The organism is Phenylobacterium sp. CCH9-H3, from assembly GCF_001557235.1.
Taxonomy (GTDB): Bacteria; Pseudomonadota; Alphaproteobacteria; order Caulobacterales; family Caulobacteraceae; genus Phenylobacterium.
The window spans coordinates 79,793-96,457 of the sequence record NZ_LSJI01000230.1 but is presented as its reverse complement, the minus strand read 5'-3'; the positions used below and the strand labels follow the sequence as shown (position 1 = coordinate 96,457).

The 16,665-nt window shown below is 70.2% G+C and carries 20 protein-coding genes and 1 pseudogene; 9 read left to right on the top strand and 12 right to left on the bottom strand.

Going from position 1 to position 16,665, the window contains the following annotated elements:
• A partial coding sequence (locus AX721_RS20705; protein WP_068877872.1) for a GTP-binding protein occupies nt 1–920 on the top strand: 920 nt, incomplete at its 5' end.
• An 8-nt stretch (nt 921–928) separates the two neighbouring features.
• On the opposite strand, the gene AX721_RS20700 is transcribed toward AX721_RS20705, so the two are convergent.
• The 3 genes from AX721_RS20700 to AX721_RS20690 form a co-directional block, all read right to left on the bottom strand.
• Nucleotides 929–1,114, bottom strand: a complete 186-nt coding sequence (locus AX721_RS20700) for a hypothetical protein (RefSeq protein ID WP_068877871.1) — start codon at nt 1,112–1,114, stop codon at nt 929–931.
• 97 nt (nt 1,115–1,211) lie between these two features.
• A complete protein-coding gene (locus tag AX721_RS20695; RefSeq protein ID WP_068877870.1) occupies nt 1,212–1,631 on the bottom strand; it encodes a biopolymer transporter ExbD in 420 nt (139 codons plus the stop codon).
• Between the two features lie 132 nt (nt 1,632–1,763).
• A complete protein-coding gene (locus AX721_RS20690) occupies nt 1,764–2,207 on the bottom strand; it encodes a biopolymer transporter ExbD (RefSeq protein ID WP_068877869.1) in 444 nt (147 codons plus the stop codon).
• A 163-nt stretch (nt 2,208–2,370) separates the two neighbouring features.
• On the opposite strand from AX721_RS20690, the gene AX721_RS20685 reads away from it, so the two are divergent.
• Both AX721_RS20685 and AX721_RS20680 read left to right on the top strand, forming a co-directional pair.
• Nucleotides 2,371–3,339, top strand: a complete 969-nt coding sequence (locus AX721_RS20685; RefSeq protein ID WP_068877868.1) for a WD40 repeat domain-containing protein — start codon at nt 2,371–2,373, stop codon at nt 3,337–3,339.
• 63 nt (nt 3,340–3,402) lie between these two features.
• Nucleotides 3,403–3,651 (top strand): hypothetical protein, encoded by a 249-nt coding sequence (locus tag AX721_RS20680; protein WP_068877867.1) that lies wholly within the window; start codon nt 3,403–3,405, stop codon nt 3,649–3,651.
• Here AX721_RS20680 and ald read toward each other — a convergent pair.
• The 4 genes from ald to mtgA all read right to left on the bottom strand — a co-directional run bounded on the left by ald (nt 3,648) and on the right by mtgA (nt 6,543).
• Nucleotides 3,648–4,760 carry an alanine dehydrogenase gene (ald, locus tag AX721_RS20675; RefSeq protein WP_068877866.1) on the bottom strand — a complete coding sequence of 371 codons (1,113 nt, stop codon included), beginning with the start codon at nt 4,758–4,760 and terminating at the stop codon, nt 3,648–3,650. The two genes, AX721_RS20680 and ald, sit on opposite strands and share 4 nt — an antisense overlap.
• A gap of 125 nt (nt 4,761–4,885) precedes the next feature.
• Nucleotides 4,886–5,311 (bottom strand): CBS domain-containing protein, encoded by a 426-nt coding sequence (locus AX721_RS20670; protein ID WP_068877865.1) that lies wholly within the window; start codon nt 5,309–5,311, stop codon nt 4,886–4,888.
• 158 nt (nt 5,312–5,469) lie between these two features.
• The gene (locus AX721_RS20665; RefSeq protein ID WP_068877864.1) at nt 5,470–5,673 is read right to left on the bottom strand and encodes a PEP-CTERM sorting domain-containing protein; all 204 of its coding nucleotides are present in this window, start codon (nt 5,671–5,673) and stop codon (nt 5,470–5,472) included.
• 168 nt (nt 5,674–5,841) lie between these two features.
• Complete coding sequence (gene mtgA / locus AX721_RS20660) at nt 5,842–6,543, bottom strand: monofunctional biosynthetic peptidoglycan transglycosylase (RefSeq protein WP_255355351.1); 702 nt, start codon at nt 6,541–6,543, stop codon at nt 5,842–5,844.
• A 69-nt stretch (nt 6,544–6,612) separates the two neighbouring features.
• Here mtgA and AX721_RS20655 point away from each other — a divergent pair, with 69 nt between their 5' ends.
• From AX721_RS20655 to AX721_RS20645, 3 genes are all read left to right on the top strand, one after another.
• On the top strand, nt 6,613–7,278 hold the full coding sequence (locus AX721_RS20655) for a nitroreductase (RefSeq protein WP_068877863.1): 666 nt from the start codon (nt 6,613–6,615) through the stop codon (nt 7,276–7,278).
• Nucleotides 7,275–7,928 carry a lysoplasmalogenase family protein gene (locus tag AX721_RS20650; protein WP_068877862.1) on the top strand — a complete coding sequence of 218 codons (654 nt, stop codon included), beginning with the start codon at nt 7,275–7,277 and terminating at the stop codon, nt 7,926–7,928. Before AX721_RS20655 ends, AX721_RS20650 begins: the two co-directional genes overlap by 4 nt.
• An 82-nt stretch (nt 7,929–8,010) precedes the next feature.
• Complete coding sequence (locus tag AX721_RS20645; protein ID WP_156467297.1) at nt 8,011–8,463, top strand: hypothetical protein; 453 nt, start codon at nt 8,011–8,013, stop codon at nt 8,461–8,463.
• On the opposite strand, the gene AX721_RS20640 is transcribed toward AX721_RS20645, so the two are convergent.
• Complete coding sequence (locus AX721_RS20640; protein WP_068877860.1) at nt 8,460–9,227, bottom strand: hypothetical protein; 768 nt, start codon at nt 9,225–9,227, stop codon at nt 8,460–8,462. The two genes, AX721_RS20645 and AX721_RS20640, sit on opposite strands and share 4 nt — an antisense overlap.
• An 88-nt stretch (nt 9,228–9,315) precedes the next feature.
• On the opposite strand from AX721_RS20640, the gene AX721_RS20635 reads away from it, so the two are divergent.
• Nucleotides 9,316–10,170, top strand: coding sequence for a dienelactone hydrolase family protein (locus AX721_RS20635; RefSeq protein ID WP_068877859.1), 855 nt, complete (start codon nt 9,316–9,318; stop codon nt 10,168–10,170).
• Between the two features lie 6 nt (nt 10,171–10,176).
• Here the strand turns inward: AX721_RS20635 and AX721_RS20630 are convergent, their stop codons facing one another.
• Genes AX721_RS20630 through AX721_RS20620 form a run of 3 tightly spaced genes read right to left on the bottom strand, consistent with a single transcriptional unit; the run spans nt 10,177 to nt 13,195 of the window.
• Nucleotides 10,177–11,541, bottom strand: coding sequence for a M20/M25/M40 family metallo-hydrolase (locus AX721_RS20630; protein WP_068877858.1), 1,365 nt, complete (start codon nt 11,539–11,541; stop codon nt 10,177–10,179).
• A gap of 20 nt (nt 11,542–11,561) precedes the next feature.
• Nucleotides 11,562–12,287, bottom strand: a complete 726-nt coding sequence (locus AX721_RS20625) for a branched-chain amino acid aminotransferase (RefSeq protein ID WP_068877857.1) — start codon at nt 12,285–12,287, stop codon at nt 11,562–11,564.
• The gene (locus AX721_RS20620; protein ID WP_068877877.1) at nt 12,284–13,195 is read right to left on the bottom strand and encodes an aminotransferase class IV; all 912 of its coding nucleotides are present in this window, start codon (nt 13,193–13,195) and stop codon (nt 12,284–12,286) included. Before AX721_RS20620 ends, AX721_RS20625 begins: the two co-directional genes overlap by 4 nt.
• A 109-nt stretch (nt 13,196–13,304) precedes the next feature.
• Between AX721_RS20620 and AX721_RS20615 the strand changes: the two genes are divergently transcribed.
• Together AX721_RS20615 and glp are read left to right on the top strand one after the other, a co-directional pair.
• Nucleotides 13,305–14,486, top strand: a complete 1,182-nt coding sequence (locus AX721_RS20615) for a Xaa-Pro peptidase family protein (protein ID WP_068877856.1) — start codon at nt 13,305–13,307, stop codon at nt 14,484–14,486.
• Nucleotides 14,486–15,676: a gephyrin-like molybdotransferase Glp gene (gene glp, locus AX721_RS20610; RefSeq protein WP_068877855.1), complete on the top strand. Its 1,191-nt coding sequence runs from the start codon at nt 14,486–14,488 to the stop codon at nt 15,674–15,676. Before AX721_RS20615 ends, glp begins: the two co-directional genes overlap by 1 nt.
• A gap of 23 nt (nt 15,677–15,699) precedes the next feature.
• Here the strand turns inward: glp and AX721_RS28450 are convergent.
• Nucleotides 15,700–16,578, bottom strand: a pseudogene (locus AX721_RS28450) (XdhC family protein); the annotation flags it as partial.
• Nucleotides 16,579–16,665: the final 87 nt, after the last annotated feature.

Below are 16,665 nucleotides of genomic sequence, written 5' to 3'. Positions count from 1 at the left end.
ACGAAGAGGTCTTCGAGATGAACAACGGCTGCGTCTGCTGCACGGTGCGCGGCGACCTTATCCGGGTGCTCTCGGGCCTGATGAAGCGCAAGGGGCGGTTCGACGGCATCATCGTGGAGACCACGGGCCTGGCCGATCCCGCCCCGGTGGCGCAGACCTTCTTCGTGGACGACGACGTCCGCGCCCGCACCGAGCTGGACAGCGTCACCACCGTGGTGGACGCCAAGCACCTGCCGCTGCGGTTGAAGGACTCCCGCGAGGCGGCCGAGCAGATCGCCTTCGCCGACCAGATCATCCTCAACAAGACGGACCTGGTCACCGAGGCGGAGCTGGCCGAGGTGGAGCGGGCGATCCGCACGCTCAATCCCATGGCGCCGATCCGCCGCGCCCAGCGCTCGAACGTGCCGCTGGACGCCATCCTGGGCCGGCATGCCTTCGACCTCGCCCGCGTGACCGAGCTGCAGCCCGATTTCCTGAACCCCGCCCATGGCGAGGCCGGGCATGTGCATGACGAGCACTGCGACCACGACCACCACGACCATGGGCACGTGCACGACGAGCATTGCGGCCACGACCACCACGATCACGGCCACGCGCACATCCACGACCACGTGGCCGAGAGCGGCATCTCCTCCATCTCGCTGACGGCCCAGAAGCCGATCGACGGGAACAAGGTAACCGCCTGGCTCAACAACGTCCTGCAGACGCAAGGCGTCGACATCCTGCGCGCAAAGGGGATCCTGGACGTGAAAGGTGAGGAGCGCCGCCTGGTCTTCCAGGCGGTCCACATGATCCTGGAAGGCGACTTCCAGGGCCCCTGGAAGGATAGCGACAACCGCTATTCGCGCCTGGTGTTCATCGGCCGCAACCTCAACGAGGACGCGCTGCGGGCCGGCTTCGAAAGCTGCATCGCCGCGTAAGGACGGCCTCAGGCCGCGATCGGCTGGCCGGCGACGCGGCGGAGAAGCTGGGCGGCGACGATCTCGGGGCGGAGCATTCCGCACCACACGGCCGTTCGTCCGCCGCGCCATTCCAGGATCAGCCGCCGGCCCTCGAGCCGGTAGCGCCCGCGGTGGATGGCGTGACCCGCCGTCACTTCAATCGTCTGCCACATCGCTGCGCCTTTGCGCTGGTCTCCGGGCGCGTTCTGCCCCCGCTTCAGGCCAAGCTTAGGCGCCTGGGGTTGCCTCGCGATTAATGATGAACGCGGGCTAGAACTCCTCGCCCACCAGCCCGACCTTCTCGAAACCGTGGGCGCGAAGGCGGTTCATCACGTTCATCAGGGCGCCATAGCGCACGCCTTCGTCGGCGCGGACATAGATCCGTTGTTCCGTGGGACGGGCGCCCGCGCCGGCCGCGACCACGGCGGGCAGATCGTCGAGCCCCACCGCCCGCTCCCCGACATAGACCTGTCCCGCCAGGGTCAGGCTGACGATCACGGGCGCCTGGGCAGGGGTCGGCGCCGCCTGGGCCTGGGGCAGGTCCACCTTCACCGACACGGTGGAGACCGGCAGCGCGACCATGAAGATGATCAGCAGCACCAGCATCACGTCGACGAAGGGCGTAACGTTGATGTCGGCGTTCTGGGTGACGTTCCAGGCATCGTTGCGGGCGGAAAGGGAAGCGGCCATCTGCGTCCTCCTGATAAGTGACGCATGTAATATATTATGGTTGTAATTCGCCGCAAGCCCCGAATCTCGCGCAAGGAAAAGGCCCGCCGGAGTGTCCTCCGACGGGCCTTCTCAAAATTCGGTCCGAAGCGCCTAGAGCTCTTCGTTGATCAGGGCCACCTGATAGAAGCCGTTGCCCTGCAGGTCGTTCATGACGCCCATGAACTCGCCGTACAGCACGTCCCGGTCGGCGCGGATGTAGACGCGCTGCTCGGTCGGCGGGATGGCCGGGTCATCGACCTGGAGGCGGGCCGACAGGTCCGACGCCAGACGGTCCAGGGTCGTGGCCTGTTCACCGATGAAGATGCGCTGGCCGCGCTGGATGTTGATGAGCGTCGGCTCCTTGACCACCGTGCCAGGGGGCGGCGGGATCGCGGGCGGCAGGTCGAGCTTGATCGACACCGTCGCCGCGGGGATCGACACCATGAAGATGATGAGGAGCACGAGCATGACGTCCACGAAGGGCGTCACGTTCATGTCGGAGTTCTGGCCGAGGTCGAATTTGGATCCGCCCCCTCCGCCAACCTTTGCACCCATACGTCCTGGTTCCTTACCCTAGGGCCCGCGCAGACCGGGCCTCTCGTGGCGACCATTGGCAAGCCGCCGGGAGCTTGTAAAGCCGAAAGCGCCGGAACGGTGTTCCCCTTTCGAAATCGCCCCGCGCTTGCCCGGCGGGACGTCGCCTCCTAGGAAGCGCGCCATGACCTTCAGCTTCGACGCCTATGTCACGGCCGCCCATTTCGACCGCGCGGGACGCGCCGTCTTCGCCCTCGGCGACGGCACGGTGCGTTTCGAGAGCGGCGAGTCGGTCCAGGCCCACGACGGCGCGGCGCTGTCCGCCTGCCTGCCGCCGAAGGGCGAAGGGCTGCTCACCGGGGGCGACGACGGCCGCGTGGTCCTGTCGACACCGGCCGGCGCCCAGGAAATCGCCAACCTGCCCGGAAAATGGATCGAGTCGGTGGCCGCCAGCGCCGAGTCGGGGCTGATCGCCTTCGCCGCGGGCCGCGAGCTTCACGTGCGCGATCCCGCCGACCCGGCGTTCGCCCGCGTGTTCGCGCATGAGAAGTCCGCCGCCGAGATCGCGTTCGACCCCAAGGGCCGGCGGATCGCCGTGGCCACGTATGGCGGCGTCTGGCTCTGGTACGCCCGCATCGCCGACCAGAAGCCGGTGATCCTGAAATGGGCCGGAAGCCACATCGCCACCTGCTGGAGCCCCGACGGCAAGTTCCTGGTCAGCGCCATGCAGGAGAACCAGCTCCACGGCTGGCGCGTGGCCGACGAGAAGAACATGCGCATGGGCGGGTATCCGTCAAAGGTGCGCAGCCTGGCCTTCATGTCCAAGGGCGCCCTGATGGCGACCTCGGGGGCCAACGGCGCCGTCTGCTGGCCGTTCGCCGGCGCGACGGGGCCTATGGGGAAGCAGGCGGCCGAAATCGGCTACGACGAGGCGGCGATGACCACGCGGATCGCCGCCCGGCTCGACCGAACCTGGCTGGCCGCCGGCCTGGACGACGGGCGGGTCTGGGCCGCCGACGTCACCGGCGAGCGGCTCGTCCCCCTCAAGTCGGAGAAGGGCGCCGCCATCTCGGCCCTGGCGCTGAGCGTGGACGCCACGCGGGTGGCCTGGGGCGACGAGGACGGCAACGCCGGCGTCGCTGCGATCCCCTGAGGGATCGCAGGCCGCCCTGCAGCGTTGTCAACCGGGTCCAGACATCCCGATAGGACCCCGACGATGCGAACCAACCTGGCGATCGCAGCCCTCGTCTTCCCGATGGCGCAGGCCGTGGTCTTCGGCGCCGGCCTGCTCGTTCTTCTCGCCCTGGGAGCGCCCCAGGCGGCCTTTGCGCCCGTTATCGCGGCCACCTTCGTCGTGTCCGCGCCCATCGCCGTCCTGATCGCGCCACGGCTGCGATCCCGGTCCTGGAAGCGGCGCCAGCGGCTGCGCCTGGTCCACGCGGTCCAGACGTCGCCGCGGAACTAGGCCCAAGCCCCGTAGGGATCGGCGAACGGCTTGCCCAGCGCCTCGGCGACGGCGGGGTGAGTGACTTGGCCGGCGAGCACGTTCAGGCCTTTGGCGAGGTGCCGGTTCGACGCCAACGCATCCAACCCCTTGTCGGCGAGCAGCAGGCCGAAGGGCAGGGTCGCGTGGACGAGGGCTTCGGACGAGGTCCGGGGCGCTGCGCCCGGCATGTTGGCGACGCAGTAGTGCACCACGCCGTCGACCGTATAGGTCGGATCCTTGTGGGTGGTCGGCCGGCTGGTCTCGAAGCAGCCGCCCTGATCGATGGACACGTCCACCAGCACCGAGCCCGGCTTCATCTTCGACAGGTGCTCGCGCTTGACGAGGGTTGGAGCCGAGGCGCCGGCGGTCAGCACGGCGCCGATCACCACGTCGGCCTTCAGCACCTCCTCGTCCACCGCATCCTGGGTGGAATAGCGGGTCAGGACGCGGCCCTGGAACATGTTGTCCAGCTCGCGCATGCGGGGGATGGAGCGTTCCACCACCACGACCTCGGCGCCCAGGCCCGCGGCCATTCGCGCCGAGTTCATGCCCACGACGCCGCCGCCCAGCACCAGCACGCGCGCCGGCGGCACGCCGGGCACGCCGCCGATCAGCAGGCCCATGCCGCCGTTGTGCTTGAGCAGCGTCTCGCCGGCCGAGAAGACGGCGATACGGCCGGCGACCTCCGACATGGGCGCCAGCAGCGGCAGACCGCCGGCCGCGTCGGTGACCGTCTCGTACGCCACGCCGGCGCAGCCCGAGGCCAGCAGGCCTTCTGCCTGGGCGGGGTCGGGCGCCAGGTGCAGGTAGGTGAAGAGGATGTGGTCGCTCTTGAGCCGCGCCCATTCGGCAGGCTGCGGTTCCTTGACCTTCACGATCAGCTGCGCGCCGGTGAAGACGGCGTCGGCGTCGGGCACGATCCTGGCGCCCGCCCGCATGTAGAGGGAATCGGCATAGCCGGCGCCGACGCCGGCCCCCGCTTCCACCAGCACGTCATGGCCGTGGGAGACGTACTCCCGCACAGCCGTGGGCGTCAGCCCCACCCGATATTCGTCCGGCTTGATCTCGCGGGGCACGCCAACGCGCATCTTGCGACCTCCCAGGGTCTGTTATTGCGATTGGGAGGGCATTTGGGGAAATGGCGTTGCGGGGTCAAGCCAAGACGGTGGAATGGCCCATCAGCGCCGCGCCATTCCGCCGCCGCCCGCCGGCGCTAGTGCGCCGCCGGCGTGTTCTCGGAGATTTCCTCCAGCGTCTCGCCGACCTTCTTCGCCCCGTAGTCGATGGCGATGTCGCCGAGCGAGACGATGCCGGCCATCCGGCCCTGGTCGTTCAGCACCACCAGGCGGCGGATCTGTTTCGCGCCCATCTTGGCGGTGGCGTCGGCGACGTTGTCGTCCTCGCGGCAGGTCTCCACGCCTTCGGTCATGACCTGGGCGATGGGGGTGTCGAGGCCCAGGCCCTCGGCCACCACGCGGATCACGATGTCGCGGTCGGTGACCAGGCCCACCACCTTGCCGTCGTCGACCACCGGCACGGCGCCGCTTTCGATCTGGGCCATGGTCTTCGCCACCTCGGCGATGGTGGACCGGGGCGTGGCGGTTACCACCTGGGCGGTCATGACTTCGCTGATGTTCATGCTCGGAGCTCCTTCGGGGCTTTGTCGGCCACAAGAACCCCTGCGGAGCGGCGCCGTTCCACCCCAGCGCCTCCTTCACGACCATTCAATATTCATTGAATATTGAAGTAACTATCAGGGCCGGGCGGGCCGGCCGCTCGCGGCGTCTTCGGGGCGCGTCAGGCGGGAGCCCGCCGGCGCCGGAGCCTGAGCATGGCGCCGGCTGCGCCGAAACCCAGGATCATCAGCCCCCAGCCCACCGGCTCGGGCGCAACGATAGAGCCCTGCGTGTTCTGGCCGGCGGCGCCCGCGGTATCCGCCAGCGCGGGCATGGCAAGCGAGAGCGTGAACGCCGCCGCAGCCAGGGTCGATCTCAATCTCATGACGCCGATCCTCTACCGAGTGCCGTTGGCGCCTCCCCACGCCCTGACGCTATCGTGGGTTTGCTGCACTGCAATGACAATCGGCGGATGAATCGCTGCACTGCAAAATTGCCGGCGGCATGGGCGCCGCGCGCACAGTCTATCGGCGTTCCGTGGCGAGAGCGGCGGCTACAGCACGCAGGCGGTCAGGCCCTCGCTCCGCACGACGCGGGCGTTGCGGTTGATGCTGCCGGCCCGCCGCTTCATGTACGGCCCCGGCTTGGCGGCCTTCCAGGACAGGGGCTTGGGCACGATGGCCGCCAGCCGCGCCGCCTGGGTGGCGGTCAGCTTCGAGGCCGGAACCCGGAAGTTCTTCTGGGAGGCCGCCTCCGCGCCGTAGACGCCCGGGCCCCATTCGATGGAGTTCAGATAGACCTCCATGATCCGCTCCTTGCCCCAGCCCACCTCGATCAGGACCGTGAACCAGGCCTCGAGGCCCTTGCGCACCCAGTCGCGGCCCGGCCAGAGGAAGACGTTCTTGGCCGTCTGCTGGCTGATGGTTGAGCCGCCGCGCAGCTTCTTGCCCGCGGCGTTGGCCTTCATGGCCTTCTCGATGGCCTCCAGGTCGAAGCCGTGGTGCTCGCAGAACCGCGCGTCCTCGGCGGCGATCACGGCGCGGACCAGGGCCGGGGAGATCTTCTCCAGAGGGACCCATTCGCGCTCCAGCCCGTGGCCCTCGAACAGCCGCTGGACCATCAGGAACGTCACCGGCGGCGGCACGAAACGGTAGACGGCCACCACGATCACCGGGCCGATGAAGAACACCATGATCGCGGCGACGAACACCGCCTTCACGACGTTCCAGAACCCGCTCTTGCCTCGTTTCGCCACGCGCGCTTGCCTTCACCTAGGGTGCGAATGCTAGGCGCGATTCGTGAGCCTGAGGTCAATGAGCCAGCCATGAACGTTTCCGACGCCATCGCGCACCGCATCTCGGTTCGCGCCTTCACCGACAAGGTCCCCTCGCAGGCCGTCGTGGCCGACATCCTGGAGAAGGCGGCCCGCGCCCCCTCGGGCGGCAATCTGCAGCCCTGGCGCGTCTATGCCCTGAGCGGCGAGCCGCTGGCCGCGTTCAAGGCCGAGGTTGCGAAGAACCCCATGGGCGAGACGCCGGAGTACGACGTCTATCCGCCGTCCCTTTGGGACCCGTTCCGCACGCGCCGATTCGAGAACGGCGAGCAGCTCTACGCCTCGGTCGGCGCTGCGCGCGACGACAAGGCGACCCGCCTGCGCTGGCTGGCGCGCAACGCCGAGTTCTTCGGCGCCCCGGTGGGCCTGTTCTTCTGCCTCGACCGCAAGCTGGGACCGCCGCAGTGGGCGGACCTGGGCATGTACATGCAGAACGTCATGCTGCTGGCGGTGGAAGCCGGCCTGGACACCTGCGCCCAGGAGTTCTGGGCCCGTTATCCGCAGACCGTGGGCCGGGCGTTGGACCTGCCCGACGATCACATGGTGTTCTCCGGCATGGCCCTCGGCTACCGCGACCCCGATCATCCGATCAATTCCTGGCGCTCCACGCGCGACGCCGCCACCGTGTGGCTGGAACTGAAGGGCTTCGAAGGTTGAGCCGCATCGTCCTCTGGGCCGCCCTGCTTGGCGGGATCACCTATGTCGGCGGCTGGTTCCTCGACCTCCCGCCGGGCTGGAGCACCGCCTGGAAAGGGACGGGCGTCGGCCTGCTGGCGCTCTACGCCGCGCTGAACGCCCGCGGCCTCGACGGCTGGCTGTTGGCGGTGGTCCTGGCGTTCGGCGCCCTGGGCGATGTGCTGCTGGAGACGCATGGGCTGGTGACCGGAGCCCTCGCGTTCCTGGCCGGCCATCTGACGGCGATCTGGCTCTACCTCAAGAACCGCCGCCCCAACCTGGCTGCCCGGCACTGGGCCATGGCGGCGCTGCTGCTGGTCACGATCACGGGGGTCGCCTACCTGCTGCCGCCCGACCGCGCGGGGGCGCCCGGCATCGCCCTCTACGCCGCCGGCCTCGCGGCGATGACGGCCGCCGCGTTCCTCAGCCGCTTCCCACGCGCGCTGGTGTTCGCGGGCGCCCTGATGTTCGCGGTGTCTGACCTCTTGATCTTCCTGCGCACGGGACGTCCGGCGCTGGATAGCTTCCCCATGGGACTGGCGGTCTGGGGGCTCTACTTCGGCGGCCAGGCGCTGATCGCCACGGGCGTGGTGCGAACGCTGCGCGACGGCTCGTCACAGGCGGTCCGGTGACGAACGGCTAACCAACGATCTTCAACGGGCCTTCACCGCATCCGGTCATGGTTTGGCGACCCTGCCGGACCTCAAGGACCCCATGCGGCTCACGCCCCACAAGCTGATGATGCTGCTGCGCGCGGGGGCCGTGGTCGCCGGGGTGTCGGCCGTGATCGCCCTGACCGGACCGTTCCGCTACGGGGACCTCAACCTGCCCTTCCCGGACACGGTGGCCCACGCGCTCCTGTTCTATGCGCTGACCCTGGTCGCCAGCGGCGCCCTGCCCCGATCCCGCGCGTCCGACGTCGCCTTGGCCTTCCTGGGCCTGGCCGTGGCCAGTGAGCTCGCGCAGTCTGTCGTCGGCCGGGAGATGTCGCTGCACGACCTCTTCGGCGATGCGTTGGGCGTGACGGCCGCCTACCTGCCCGTGGCCATGGGCCGGCTGCGCGAGCTGGCGCGAACGCACCCTCATGCCACCTTCGCCGAACTGCGCCGCATGGACCGCCGCCACGCGCGGACCGCCCCCGCGACCGCTCCGGACACCGCGGCCTAGAGGCGGTAGGCGGCGGCGAAACTCTCGATCGGAGCCTCCGTCGCCAGGACGCGCAGCGGGAAGGCCAGCCACGGCGCAGCCGGATCCAGGCTCTCCAACCGCTCGAACAGGGCCTCGCGGACGTCCGGCCGGATGCGCTCATGCGCATCGATCAGCTGCCCCCAGCTCGACGTGCCGTTCAGGCGAAGCGGACCCGACGCCACGGTGCGCGAGGCGGCGTAGTCCTCCGGAAACAGCCGGCGATAGGCTTCCAGGTTGTAGAGCCACGACTTGCCGCGGATGCAGGTGGCCTCGGGATAGGCCGCGCGGACATGCGCCACCAGGCTGGCGAGCTCGGCGCGCCGGCGCGGGATCTTCGACGCGGCCAGCGGCCCGCCGTCCGCGTCGGTATCCTGGTTATTGAAGTGCAGGCGCACGGCGCCGTCCTCGCCCGGGGCTTCGCAGGCGAAACAGCCGAACTGGCGCTGGCCCTGCAACGGCAGCACCTCGTCGGCGCCGCGCACGAAGGCGGCGAGGGTCGCCGCGAGCTGCGCCGGACCGTCCGCCGCCGCCTCGAGGGCGCAGGCGTAGTCGGCCCAGCCGGGCGCCGGGGGCCCGCCCAGGACATTCACTCCGAACCCCAGGCGACGGTGGAGGTTGGTGAACTGCAGGACCGCGGCGGCCAGCGGCGTCCCGGTCAGCTCGGCCATGCGCGCCGCCAGCCGCAACTGCGCGTCGAAATAGGGACCGAGGCGTTCGGCGCGGAGGTTGCGGTCTGCGATCATGCGGCCGGTCTAGCGCGCCGGGAAATAACACCGCAACATTCCGCCCGACGCTTGGCGACCCAGACAACAGAACGAGCGGGAGGCTCCCATGTGCGACGACATCCACGAAGGCCTGATCCACGATCCGACGGTCTCGCGCCGCACGTTCGGGCTGATGTCCGTGGCCGCGGCCGGCGCCGCCACCTCGGCCTACGCCGCCGACGTGGTGGAAAAGGATGTGGAGGTGAAGACCGCCGACGGTGTGGCGGATGCGGCCCTCTACTACCCCGCCGGCAAGGGGACCTGGCCGGCGGTGCTGATCTGGTGCGACTTCCTTTCGCTGCGGCCGGTCTTCCGCGAGATGGGGCGGCGGCTGGCCAGTAGCGGCTACGTGGTGCTGGTCCCCAACTTCTACTATCGCTCGCGCAAGGCCCCGGTGTTCGACGGCGCCTTCGACTTCGCCAACCCCGAGCATCGCGCCAAGATCACGCCGATGCGGACGGCCCTGACGAACGAGGCCGTCCAGCGGGACGCCGCGGCCTATGTGGACTTCCTCGACGCCCAGCCCCAGACCGACCGGAAGAAGGGCGTCGGCGTGCAGGGCTATTGCATGGGCGGGCCGCTCACCTTCGCCACGGCGCTCGTGAAGGCCGACCGGGTGCGGGCCGCGGCCACCTTCCACAGCGGGGCCCTGGTGACCGCCGATCCGCAGAGTCCGCACCAGGGCATTCCCAGGACCAAGGCCGCCTATCTCATCGCCACCGCGGAAAACGACGACAAGCAGCGGCCGCAGGAGAAGGACCAGCTGAAGGCGGCCTTCGCCGAGGCGAAGCGGCCGGCGACGGTCGAGGTCTATCCGGCCAATCACGGCTGGTGCGTGAAGGGCAGCCCCGTCTACGACGAGGCCGCCGCCGAGAAGGCCTGGGCCGAGCTGCTGAAGCTCTACAAGTCGAACCTGGGCTGACGGGCGTTACTTCGGCGCGCCGCCCCGCTCGAACGTTCCGGCGGCGCCCGGGAAGACCACCGGGCTCTCATAGCTGTCGGCGCCGATGGCGCTGACGCCGAAGAACCAGTCGTCGATGGTGACGCCCGTGAGCTTGGCTTCGCCCGTCGTTCCCACGACGCGGGAATAGCGCCACTGCGGATCGGTCGTGGACCGCCACCAGACCCGATAGGCGGCGGCGTCCGCGGCCGGCTTCCACTTCACGGTCGTGTCGGGGCTGACGGCGCCGGCGATCTCCACCCCCGTCGGCGGAGCCGGCGCCATGGCGAGCGCGGCCATGGTCGCCACGTTCAGCCGCGTCACCTGGGCCAGGTACGCGAAGTCCACGCCGTCGATGGTGTCGCCGTACTTGATGCCGTTCTCGGTCCGCAGATCCTGGTGCTGCCGGGTGTAGTTCTCGACGGCCTCGGTGATGCGAACGGCAGGGAAGCCGGCGCGCAGCATCTCCACCTGATCGCCGCCGCGGCCGAAGCGGTCGGTGCGATAGACCATCACCACGTCGAGGTTGGTCAGGTAGCGATCCGCGATGCCGTCCATGAAGCGGGCGAGGTTTCGCGAGGGGCTATCCACCTCCCCGCCGTTATAGCGCCGGCGGTTGGCCTCTTCCGGTGTCTCGGTGGAGCGCGTGCCCTCGGAGAAGACGCGCACATGGGTGTTGTCGCGCACTCCGCCCATGCCCTCGGTGTTGCCGATGATGTCGTTGTTGAGGTTGGCCTCGACCCGCCAGCCCTTCTCGATGGCGAAGTCGGCCAGGATCTTGCCGCCCAGCAGGCCCTGTTCCTCGCCGGCCAGGGCCGCGAACACCAGGGTGGCCGGGAACTGATGCTTGCACAGCACCCGCGCGGCCTCGATCACCGCCGCCGTGCCCGATCCGTCGTCGTTGGCGCCCGGCGCGTCCGAGGTGAAGTTCTTCGCGTCGGTGACCCGGCTGTCGTAGTGACCGGAGATCACGATCACCCGGCTGGGATCGCTGGCGCCCGGCAGGATGGCGACCACGTTCATCACCTCGGTCGGCCCCGCCAACCGCTCGGCGGTCATCACGCGCGAGGGCGTCTCGACCGTCAGCCTTCCGCCGCAGTCCTTGGAGGCCGCCTGGAACTCCGAGGCGATCCAGCGGCGGGCGGCGCCGATGCCGCGCTTGTCGGACTTGGTGTCCGAGCCGGTGTGGCGGGTGCCGAAGGACACCAGCTTCTCGATGCTCGCCTTCTGGCGGACGGGAGAGACCGCGGCGGTCACCTCCCTCAGCAGCGGCTGCTCGCCGCCGAGCGGCTGGGCCTGGGCGGTGGTGGCGAAGAGGCCGGCGGCGGCGAGCAGGGGGATGGCGATGCGCATGGCGCGACCATACCCAAAGCTCAGGCCGGCGAAAGCCTGTGCGCGCGCAGCGCCTCGTAGTGCGGGCGCGCGGCCTCGGCGATGCGACGCAGGTCGTCGGGCAAGGCCGGCGCCTCTCGCTCGCGCGGCGCCTCGAAGCCCGTTGAGCGCTCGACGGCGTCGTACCAGGCCGGCGCCCAGACACCGTCCGAGTCGCGACGGCCAGCGGGCCAGTTCAGCATCGCCGCGTCGAAACTGATCCCCAGCGCCGCACAGAGCGCCTGCAACATGCGGCGCGGATCGGCCAGGACGTCGGCGCCCTGCACCACCGGCGGCGCGCGGCCCAGCCGGTCGGCCTCCCGGTCGAACAGCTCGCGCTGCCGGACGACGCCGATGTCGTCCAGGGTCACCTCGGCGCGCTTGACGGTGTAGGAGGCCAGCACCTCGGCCGGGTCGCGGATCAGGAAGGCGTTGGCCCGACCCGCCGTCCAGTCGAGGCCGAAGCCCGGCAGCATGTGGTGGGTCATGTGCTTTTCGTAGACGACCGACCCGTCCAGCGCATCGAGGCCGGCGACCACCTCGCCCCAATCCTGCGGCTGAGACTCCAGCACGGCCTCGCGCATGGGATGGTCCAGCCCGGTCCGCGCCAGATAGGCGGCGTAGAAGGGCTCATCGACCACCTGGCAGTCCGCCCGGTTCTCGAAGCTGCGCATCATGGCCGTGGAGATGTTCCTCGGCCCCGACCACATGGCGATCCGCACCGTCACAGGCCGGCGTCCTCGTCCTTCAGCGCCTCGTAGGCGGCGCGGAGGCGGCGGGTCATCGGTCCGGGGAGCGCCTCGGGCAGGGCGTGGCCGTCGATGCTGCGCACGGGCGTCAGGCCGCCGAAGGTGCCGGTGACTAACGCCTCGTCCGCCTCGGCCACGTCGGCCAGATCGAAATCGCCCAGGGTGATCGGGATGTCGTGGCGGCGGCACAGGGCGATGACATTGGCCCGCGTCACGCCGTTGAAGCAGTAGTCACCCGTCGAGGTCATCACCCGCCCGTCCCGGACCCAGAAGAAGTTGGTGGCGTTGCAGCTCGACACGAAGCCGTTGGGGTCCAGCATCAGCGCCTCGTCGCCGCCCTTCTCGATGGCGTCCAGTAGGGCGCGGATCAGCGCGAGTCGACTGTGCGAGTTCAGCCGCATGTCGAACATCTCGGCCGGCGTGCAGAGGATCGAGGAGGTGGCCAGGGCGAGGCCGCGGGTCAGGATCTCGGGCGAGGGTTCCTTGTATTCGGCCGTGATGACGATGGTCGGCTTGCCCAGCCAGTTGCGCGGGTCCTGGTTGACCGCCTTCTTCTCACCGCGCGTCACCATGAGCCGCAGGTGCGCCCCGTGCTCCATGCCGTTGGCGTCCAGGGTGCGCTGGATCTCCGTCGTCAGCTCAGCCGGCGTCATGCCGATGTCGAGCGCGATGGCCCTCAGCCCCTCGTACAGCCGCTCCAGGTGGGCCTCCAGGAACAGCAGCCGCCCCTTGTGCAGGCGCAGGCCCTCCCACACCCCGTCGCCCAGGACGAAGCCCGCGTCGAACACCGAGACCCGCGCCTGGTCCTTCGGGACCAGCTCGCCGCTGACATAGACCTTGAGATCGGCGTTCCGGGGGTCCGCCGCGAAATCCTGACTTCCAGCCATGCCCTTTCCTAGCGCGCCGCCTGCGCCTGTCACCCGGGTTTCGCGAAGCGCGCTTTCCGCCGTGACGCGGGAGAGGTAGAGCGCGAGGGCGCTGACAAGGGAGTTTTGCATGATCGGCGGATCGACGGCGGAACGAGAGCTCGCGGAGCTGGGGCCCTGGCCGAGCCCGGCCCCGGCCATCACGCGGGAGGAGAGGCTCGCCCGCCTGGCCAAGGCGCAGTCGCTGATGACCACCGACGCCCTGATCATCGGCGCCGGCGCCTCGCTGCGGTACTTCGCGGGCGTCGGCTGGAACGCCACCGAGCGGATGGTGGCGATGCTGCTGCCCAAGTCCGGCGCGCCGATGATGATCTGCCCGCGCTTCGAGGAGGGCTCCTTGCTCGCCTCCCTGGGGATCGAGGCGCCAATGCGCCTTTGGGAGGAGCATGAGAACCCGGCCGTACAGGCCGCGCAGGTGCTGGCGGAATGGGGCGCGACGTCGCTCGCCATCGACCCGGCCCTGGCCTTCGCCATGTTCGACGCGCTGCGTCTGGCCGCGCCGGACGTCGCGACGGTCAACGCGGCCCCCGTGGTCGACGGCTGCCGGTCGATCAAGTCGCCGGCCGAACTGGCGCTCATGAGCCAGGCCAAGGCCATGACGCTGGAGGTCCACCGCCGCGCCGCCCGCATCCTGGCGCCCGGGATCACCACAGGAGAGGTTCGGCGCTTCATCGACCAGGCGCACCGGGCGCTGGGGGCCGATGACGGGTCGTCGTTCTGCGCCGTGCAGTTCGGCGAGGCCTCCGCCTATCCCCACGGCCTGCCGGGCGAGCAGAAGCTGCAGGATGGCGACCTGGTGCTCATCGACACCGGCTGCCGCGTACAGGGCTACAACTCCGACATCACCCGCACCTACGTCTTCGGCCAGGCGACCCAGGAGCAGCAGCGGGTCTGGGAGGTGGAGAAGAAGGCCCAGGCCGCCGCCTTCGCCGCCGTGAAGCCGGGCGTGCCCTGCGAGGAGATCGACGCGGTGGCCCGCCGCGTGCTCGCGGAGGAAGGTTTCAGCGCCGACTACGACCTGCCGGGCCTGCCGCACCGCACGGGCCACGGCATCGGGCTGTCGATCCACGAGGCGCCCTATCTGGTCCGCGGCGACAAGACACCGCTGCAGCCCGGCATGTGCTTCTCCAACGAGCCGATGATCGTGATCCCGGGCGAGTTCGGCGTGCGCCTGGAGGATCACTTCCACGTGACGGACGACGGGGCCGCCTGGTTCACGCCGCCCCAGCCCGCCATCGACCGGCCCGTCTGATGAAGCTGCTGTCCGTCGACGAGGCGCGGGCGCGGATGCTGGCGGAGGTCGCCGCCCTGCCCGCCGAGGCCGTGGCCATCCAGCACAGCATCGGCCGGGTGCTGGCCGAGGACGTGACCGCCATCCGCGACCAGCCGCCTTTCGCCGCCTCGGCCATGGACGGGTGGGCGGTGCGCAGCGCGGACACGCCTGGCGACCTGCGCATCGTCGGCGAGAGCGCGGCCGGGCACGGCTACGAGGGCGAGGTCCAGCCCGGCGAGGTGGTGCGGATCTTCACCGGCGCGGCGCTGCCCGCCGGCTGCGACGCCATGGTGATCCAGGAGGACGCTCGCCGCGAGGGCGACACGGTCACCGTCCCAGCGGTGGAGCCTGGGCGCCATGTCCGGCCTGGGGGCGGAGACTTCCGGGCGGGCGAGGCGCTGCTGTCGCGTGGAACGCGGATCGATCCCTGGCGGCTGTCGCTGGCCGCCGCGGCGGGGCGCGCGGAGCTGTCGGTGAGGCGCCGGCCCCAGGTCGCCCTCTTCTCCACGGGGGAGGAGATCGTCGAGGCGCCGGCGGTCCCCGGGCCTTTCCAGATCTACGACTCCGGATCCCGCGCCCTGGCGGCGCTGGCGTCGACATGGGGCGCGGAGGTGCGTCGCGCCCGGCCGGTGAAGGACGAGCTTGCGGCGACGGTCGAGGCCTTGCGACAGGCCGAGGGCGACCTGGTCGTCACCGTGGGCGGAGCCTCGGTCGGGGACCATGACCTGGTGCGCGCCGCTGCCGAGGCGCTCGGCCTGCAGATGAAGGTCGCCAGCGTGGCCGTGCGTCCGGGCAAGCCGACCTTCTTCGGCGTCCTGGAGGATGGCCGCCGTCTGCTGGGCCTGCCCGGCAACCCCGCCTCGGCCCTGGTCTGCGCGGAGCTGTTCCTGAGGCCGATCCTGGCCGCCTTTTCGGGGGCGGAGCCGGCGGTCCGGATGCTGCCGGCCCGGCTTTCCGAGCCGCTACCGGCGAATGGGCCGCGCGAGCACTGGATGCGGGCGAAGCTGAACTTCGAAGGCGGCGAAGTCCGGGTCCAGCCCTTCGGGGATCAGGACTCTTCGCTGGTCAGCGTCTTCTCGGCGGCCGACGCCCTGCTCAAGCGGCCGGCCGGCGCGTCCGCCGCCCCCGCCGGCGACGTGGTCGAGGTGCTGCCGCTTCCCCGGGCGTAGCGCAGGGCGGTGATCTCGCCGATCACGGACACGGCGACCTCGAACGGCGCCTTGCCGCCGATGTCGAGGCCGATGGGGGCGTGAAGCCGCGCCAGGGCCCCCTCGGCCATGCCTTCGTTCTGGAGTTCGGCGAGACGCCCCGCCAGCCGCCGCCGTGCGCCCAGCAGGCCGACGTAGCCCGCCTGGGACGGCAGGGCGGCCTTCAGCGCGGCGCGATCCGTCTCCAGGTCGTGGGTGGCCACCGCCACGCTGGTCCAGGGGTCGAGCCCGATAGCCCCCAGCGCCGGCGCCGGCTCGTCGCGCCGATAGGCCACCCCGGGGATTGGCGGGGGGACCTCCGGTCCCTTGGGTCGCACAAGGGTGGTCTCGAACCCTGACTTCACCCCCAGTTCGGCGATCGCCAGGGCGGTCGGGTCGCCGCCCACCACCACTAGGCGCGGCGTGGGCTCATAGTGCTTCACCACCGCCGCCTCCGGCCAGGGCGAGACGTCGGCGGCAGCGAGCCGGGTCGTCCCGTCGCTGACATAGGTCACGGGACGGCGCTCGGCCGTCGCGCTCAGCAGCTCGGCCAGGGCCGAATCACCCGCCGTGATTCGTTCGAGGAAAATCTCGATCCGAGCCCCGCAGAGCAGCCGGATGTCCGGCCAGGGGCTGCCCTCGCCATAGACCAGGGTCCGCGGCGCCCCGTCCTCGAGACAGGCCCAGGCGTGGCCGGCGACATCGCCCTCGACGCATCCGCCGGAGAAGTAGCCGGCCAGGATTCCCGGGGCGAAAACCATCTGCGTCCCCTCGGGACGGGGCCCGCCACCCGCCACGGAGACCAGGGTCGCCAGCACCAGCGCCCGGTGCTCATCCGAAGCGCGCCGCAGGGCCGGACGCACGTCTTCGGCGACGCCGAACATCGGCCACTCGGGAAGAGGGTCAATCACACCTTAACCTTCGCAGGGATACGGCTTCTTAGCCTTTCCTGCGGCAAAATGGCCCTTCGA

Excerpts from the sequence above, each read along its gene's own strand:
- AX721_RS20700 (WP_068877871.1), bottom strand. The coding sequence starts at position 1,114 with ATGTGGCAGACGATTGAAGTGACGGCGGGTCACGCCATCCACCGCGGG.
- AX721_RS20695 (WP_068877870.1), bottom strand. The coding sequence starts at position 1,631 with ATGGCCGCTTCCCTTTCCGCCCGCAACGATGCCTGGAACGTCACCCAG.
- AX721_RS20690 (WP_068877869.1), bottom strand. The coding sequence starts at position 2,207 with ATGGGTGCAAAGGTTGGCGGAGGGGGCGGATCCAAATTCGACCTCGGC.
- AX721_RS20685 (WP_068877868.1), top strand. The coding sequence starts at position 2,371 with ATGACCTTCAGCTTCGACGCCTATGTCACGGCCGCCCATTTCGACCGC.
- AX721_RS20680 (WP_068877867.1), top strand. The coding sequence starts at position 3,403 with ATGCGAACCAACCTGGCGATCGCAGCCCTCGTCTTCCCGATGGCGCAG.
- ald (WP_068877866.1), bottom strand. The coding sequence starts at position 4,760 with ATGCGCGTTGGCGTGCCCCGCGAGATCAAGCCGGACGAATATCGGGTG.
- AX721_RS20670 (WP_068877865.1), bottom strand. The coding sequence starts at position 5,311 with ATGAACATCAGCGAAGTCATGACCGCCCAGGTGGTAACCGCCACGCCC.
- AX721_RS20665 (WP_068877864.1), bottom strand. The coding sequence starts at position 5,673 with ATGAGATTGAGATCGACCCTGGCTGCGGCGGCGTTCACGCTCTCGCTT.
- AX721_RS20655 (WP_068877863.1), top strand. The coding sequence starts at position 6,613 with ATGAACGTTTCCGACGCCATCGCGCACCGCATCTCGGTTCGCGCCTTC.
- AX721_RS20645 (WP_156467297.1), top strand. The coding sequence starts at position 8,011 with ATGCGGCTCACGCCCCACAAGCTGATGATGCTGCTGCGCGCGGGGGCC.
- AX721_RS20640 (WP_068877860.1), bottom strand. The coding sequence starts at position 9,227 with ATGATCGCAGACCGCAACCTCCGCGCCGAACGCCTCGGTCCCTATTTC.
- AX721_RS20635 (WP_068877859.1), top strand. The coding sequence starts at position 9,316 with ATGTGCGACGACATCCACGAAGGCCTGATCCACGATCCGACGGTCTCG.
- AX721_RS20630 (WP_068877858.1), bottom strand. The coding sequence starts at position 11,541 with ATGCGCATCGCCATCCCCCTGCTCGCCGCCGCCGGCCTCTTCGCCACC.
- AX721_RS20620 (WP_068877877.1), bottom strand. The coding sequence starts at position 13,195 with ATGGCTGGAAGTCAGGATTTCGCGGCGGACCCCCGGAACGCCGATCTC.
- AX721_RS20615 (WP_068877856.1), top strand. The coding sequence starts at position 13,305 with ATGATCGGCGGATCGACGGCGGAACGAGAGCTCGCGGAGCTGGGGCCC.
- glp (WP_068877855.1), top strand. The coding sequence starts at position 14,486 with ATGAAGCTGCTGTCCGTCGACGAGGCGCGGGCGCGGATGCTGGCGGAG.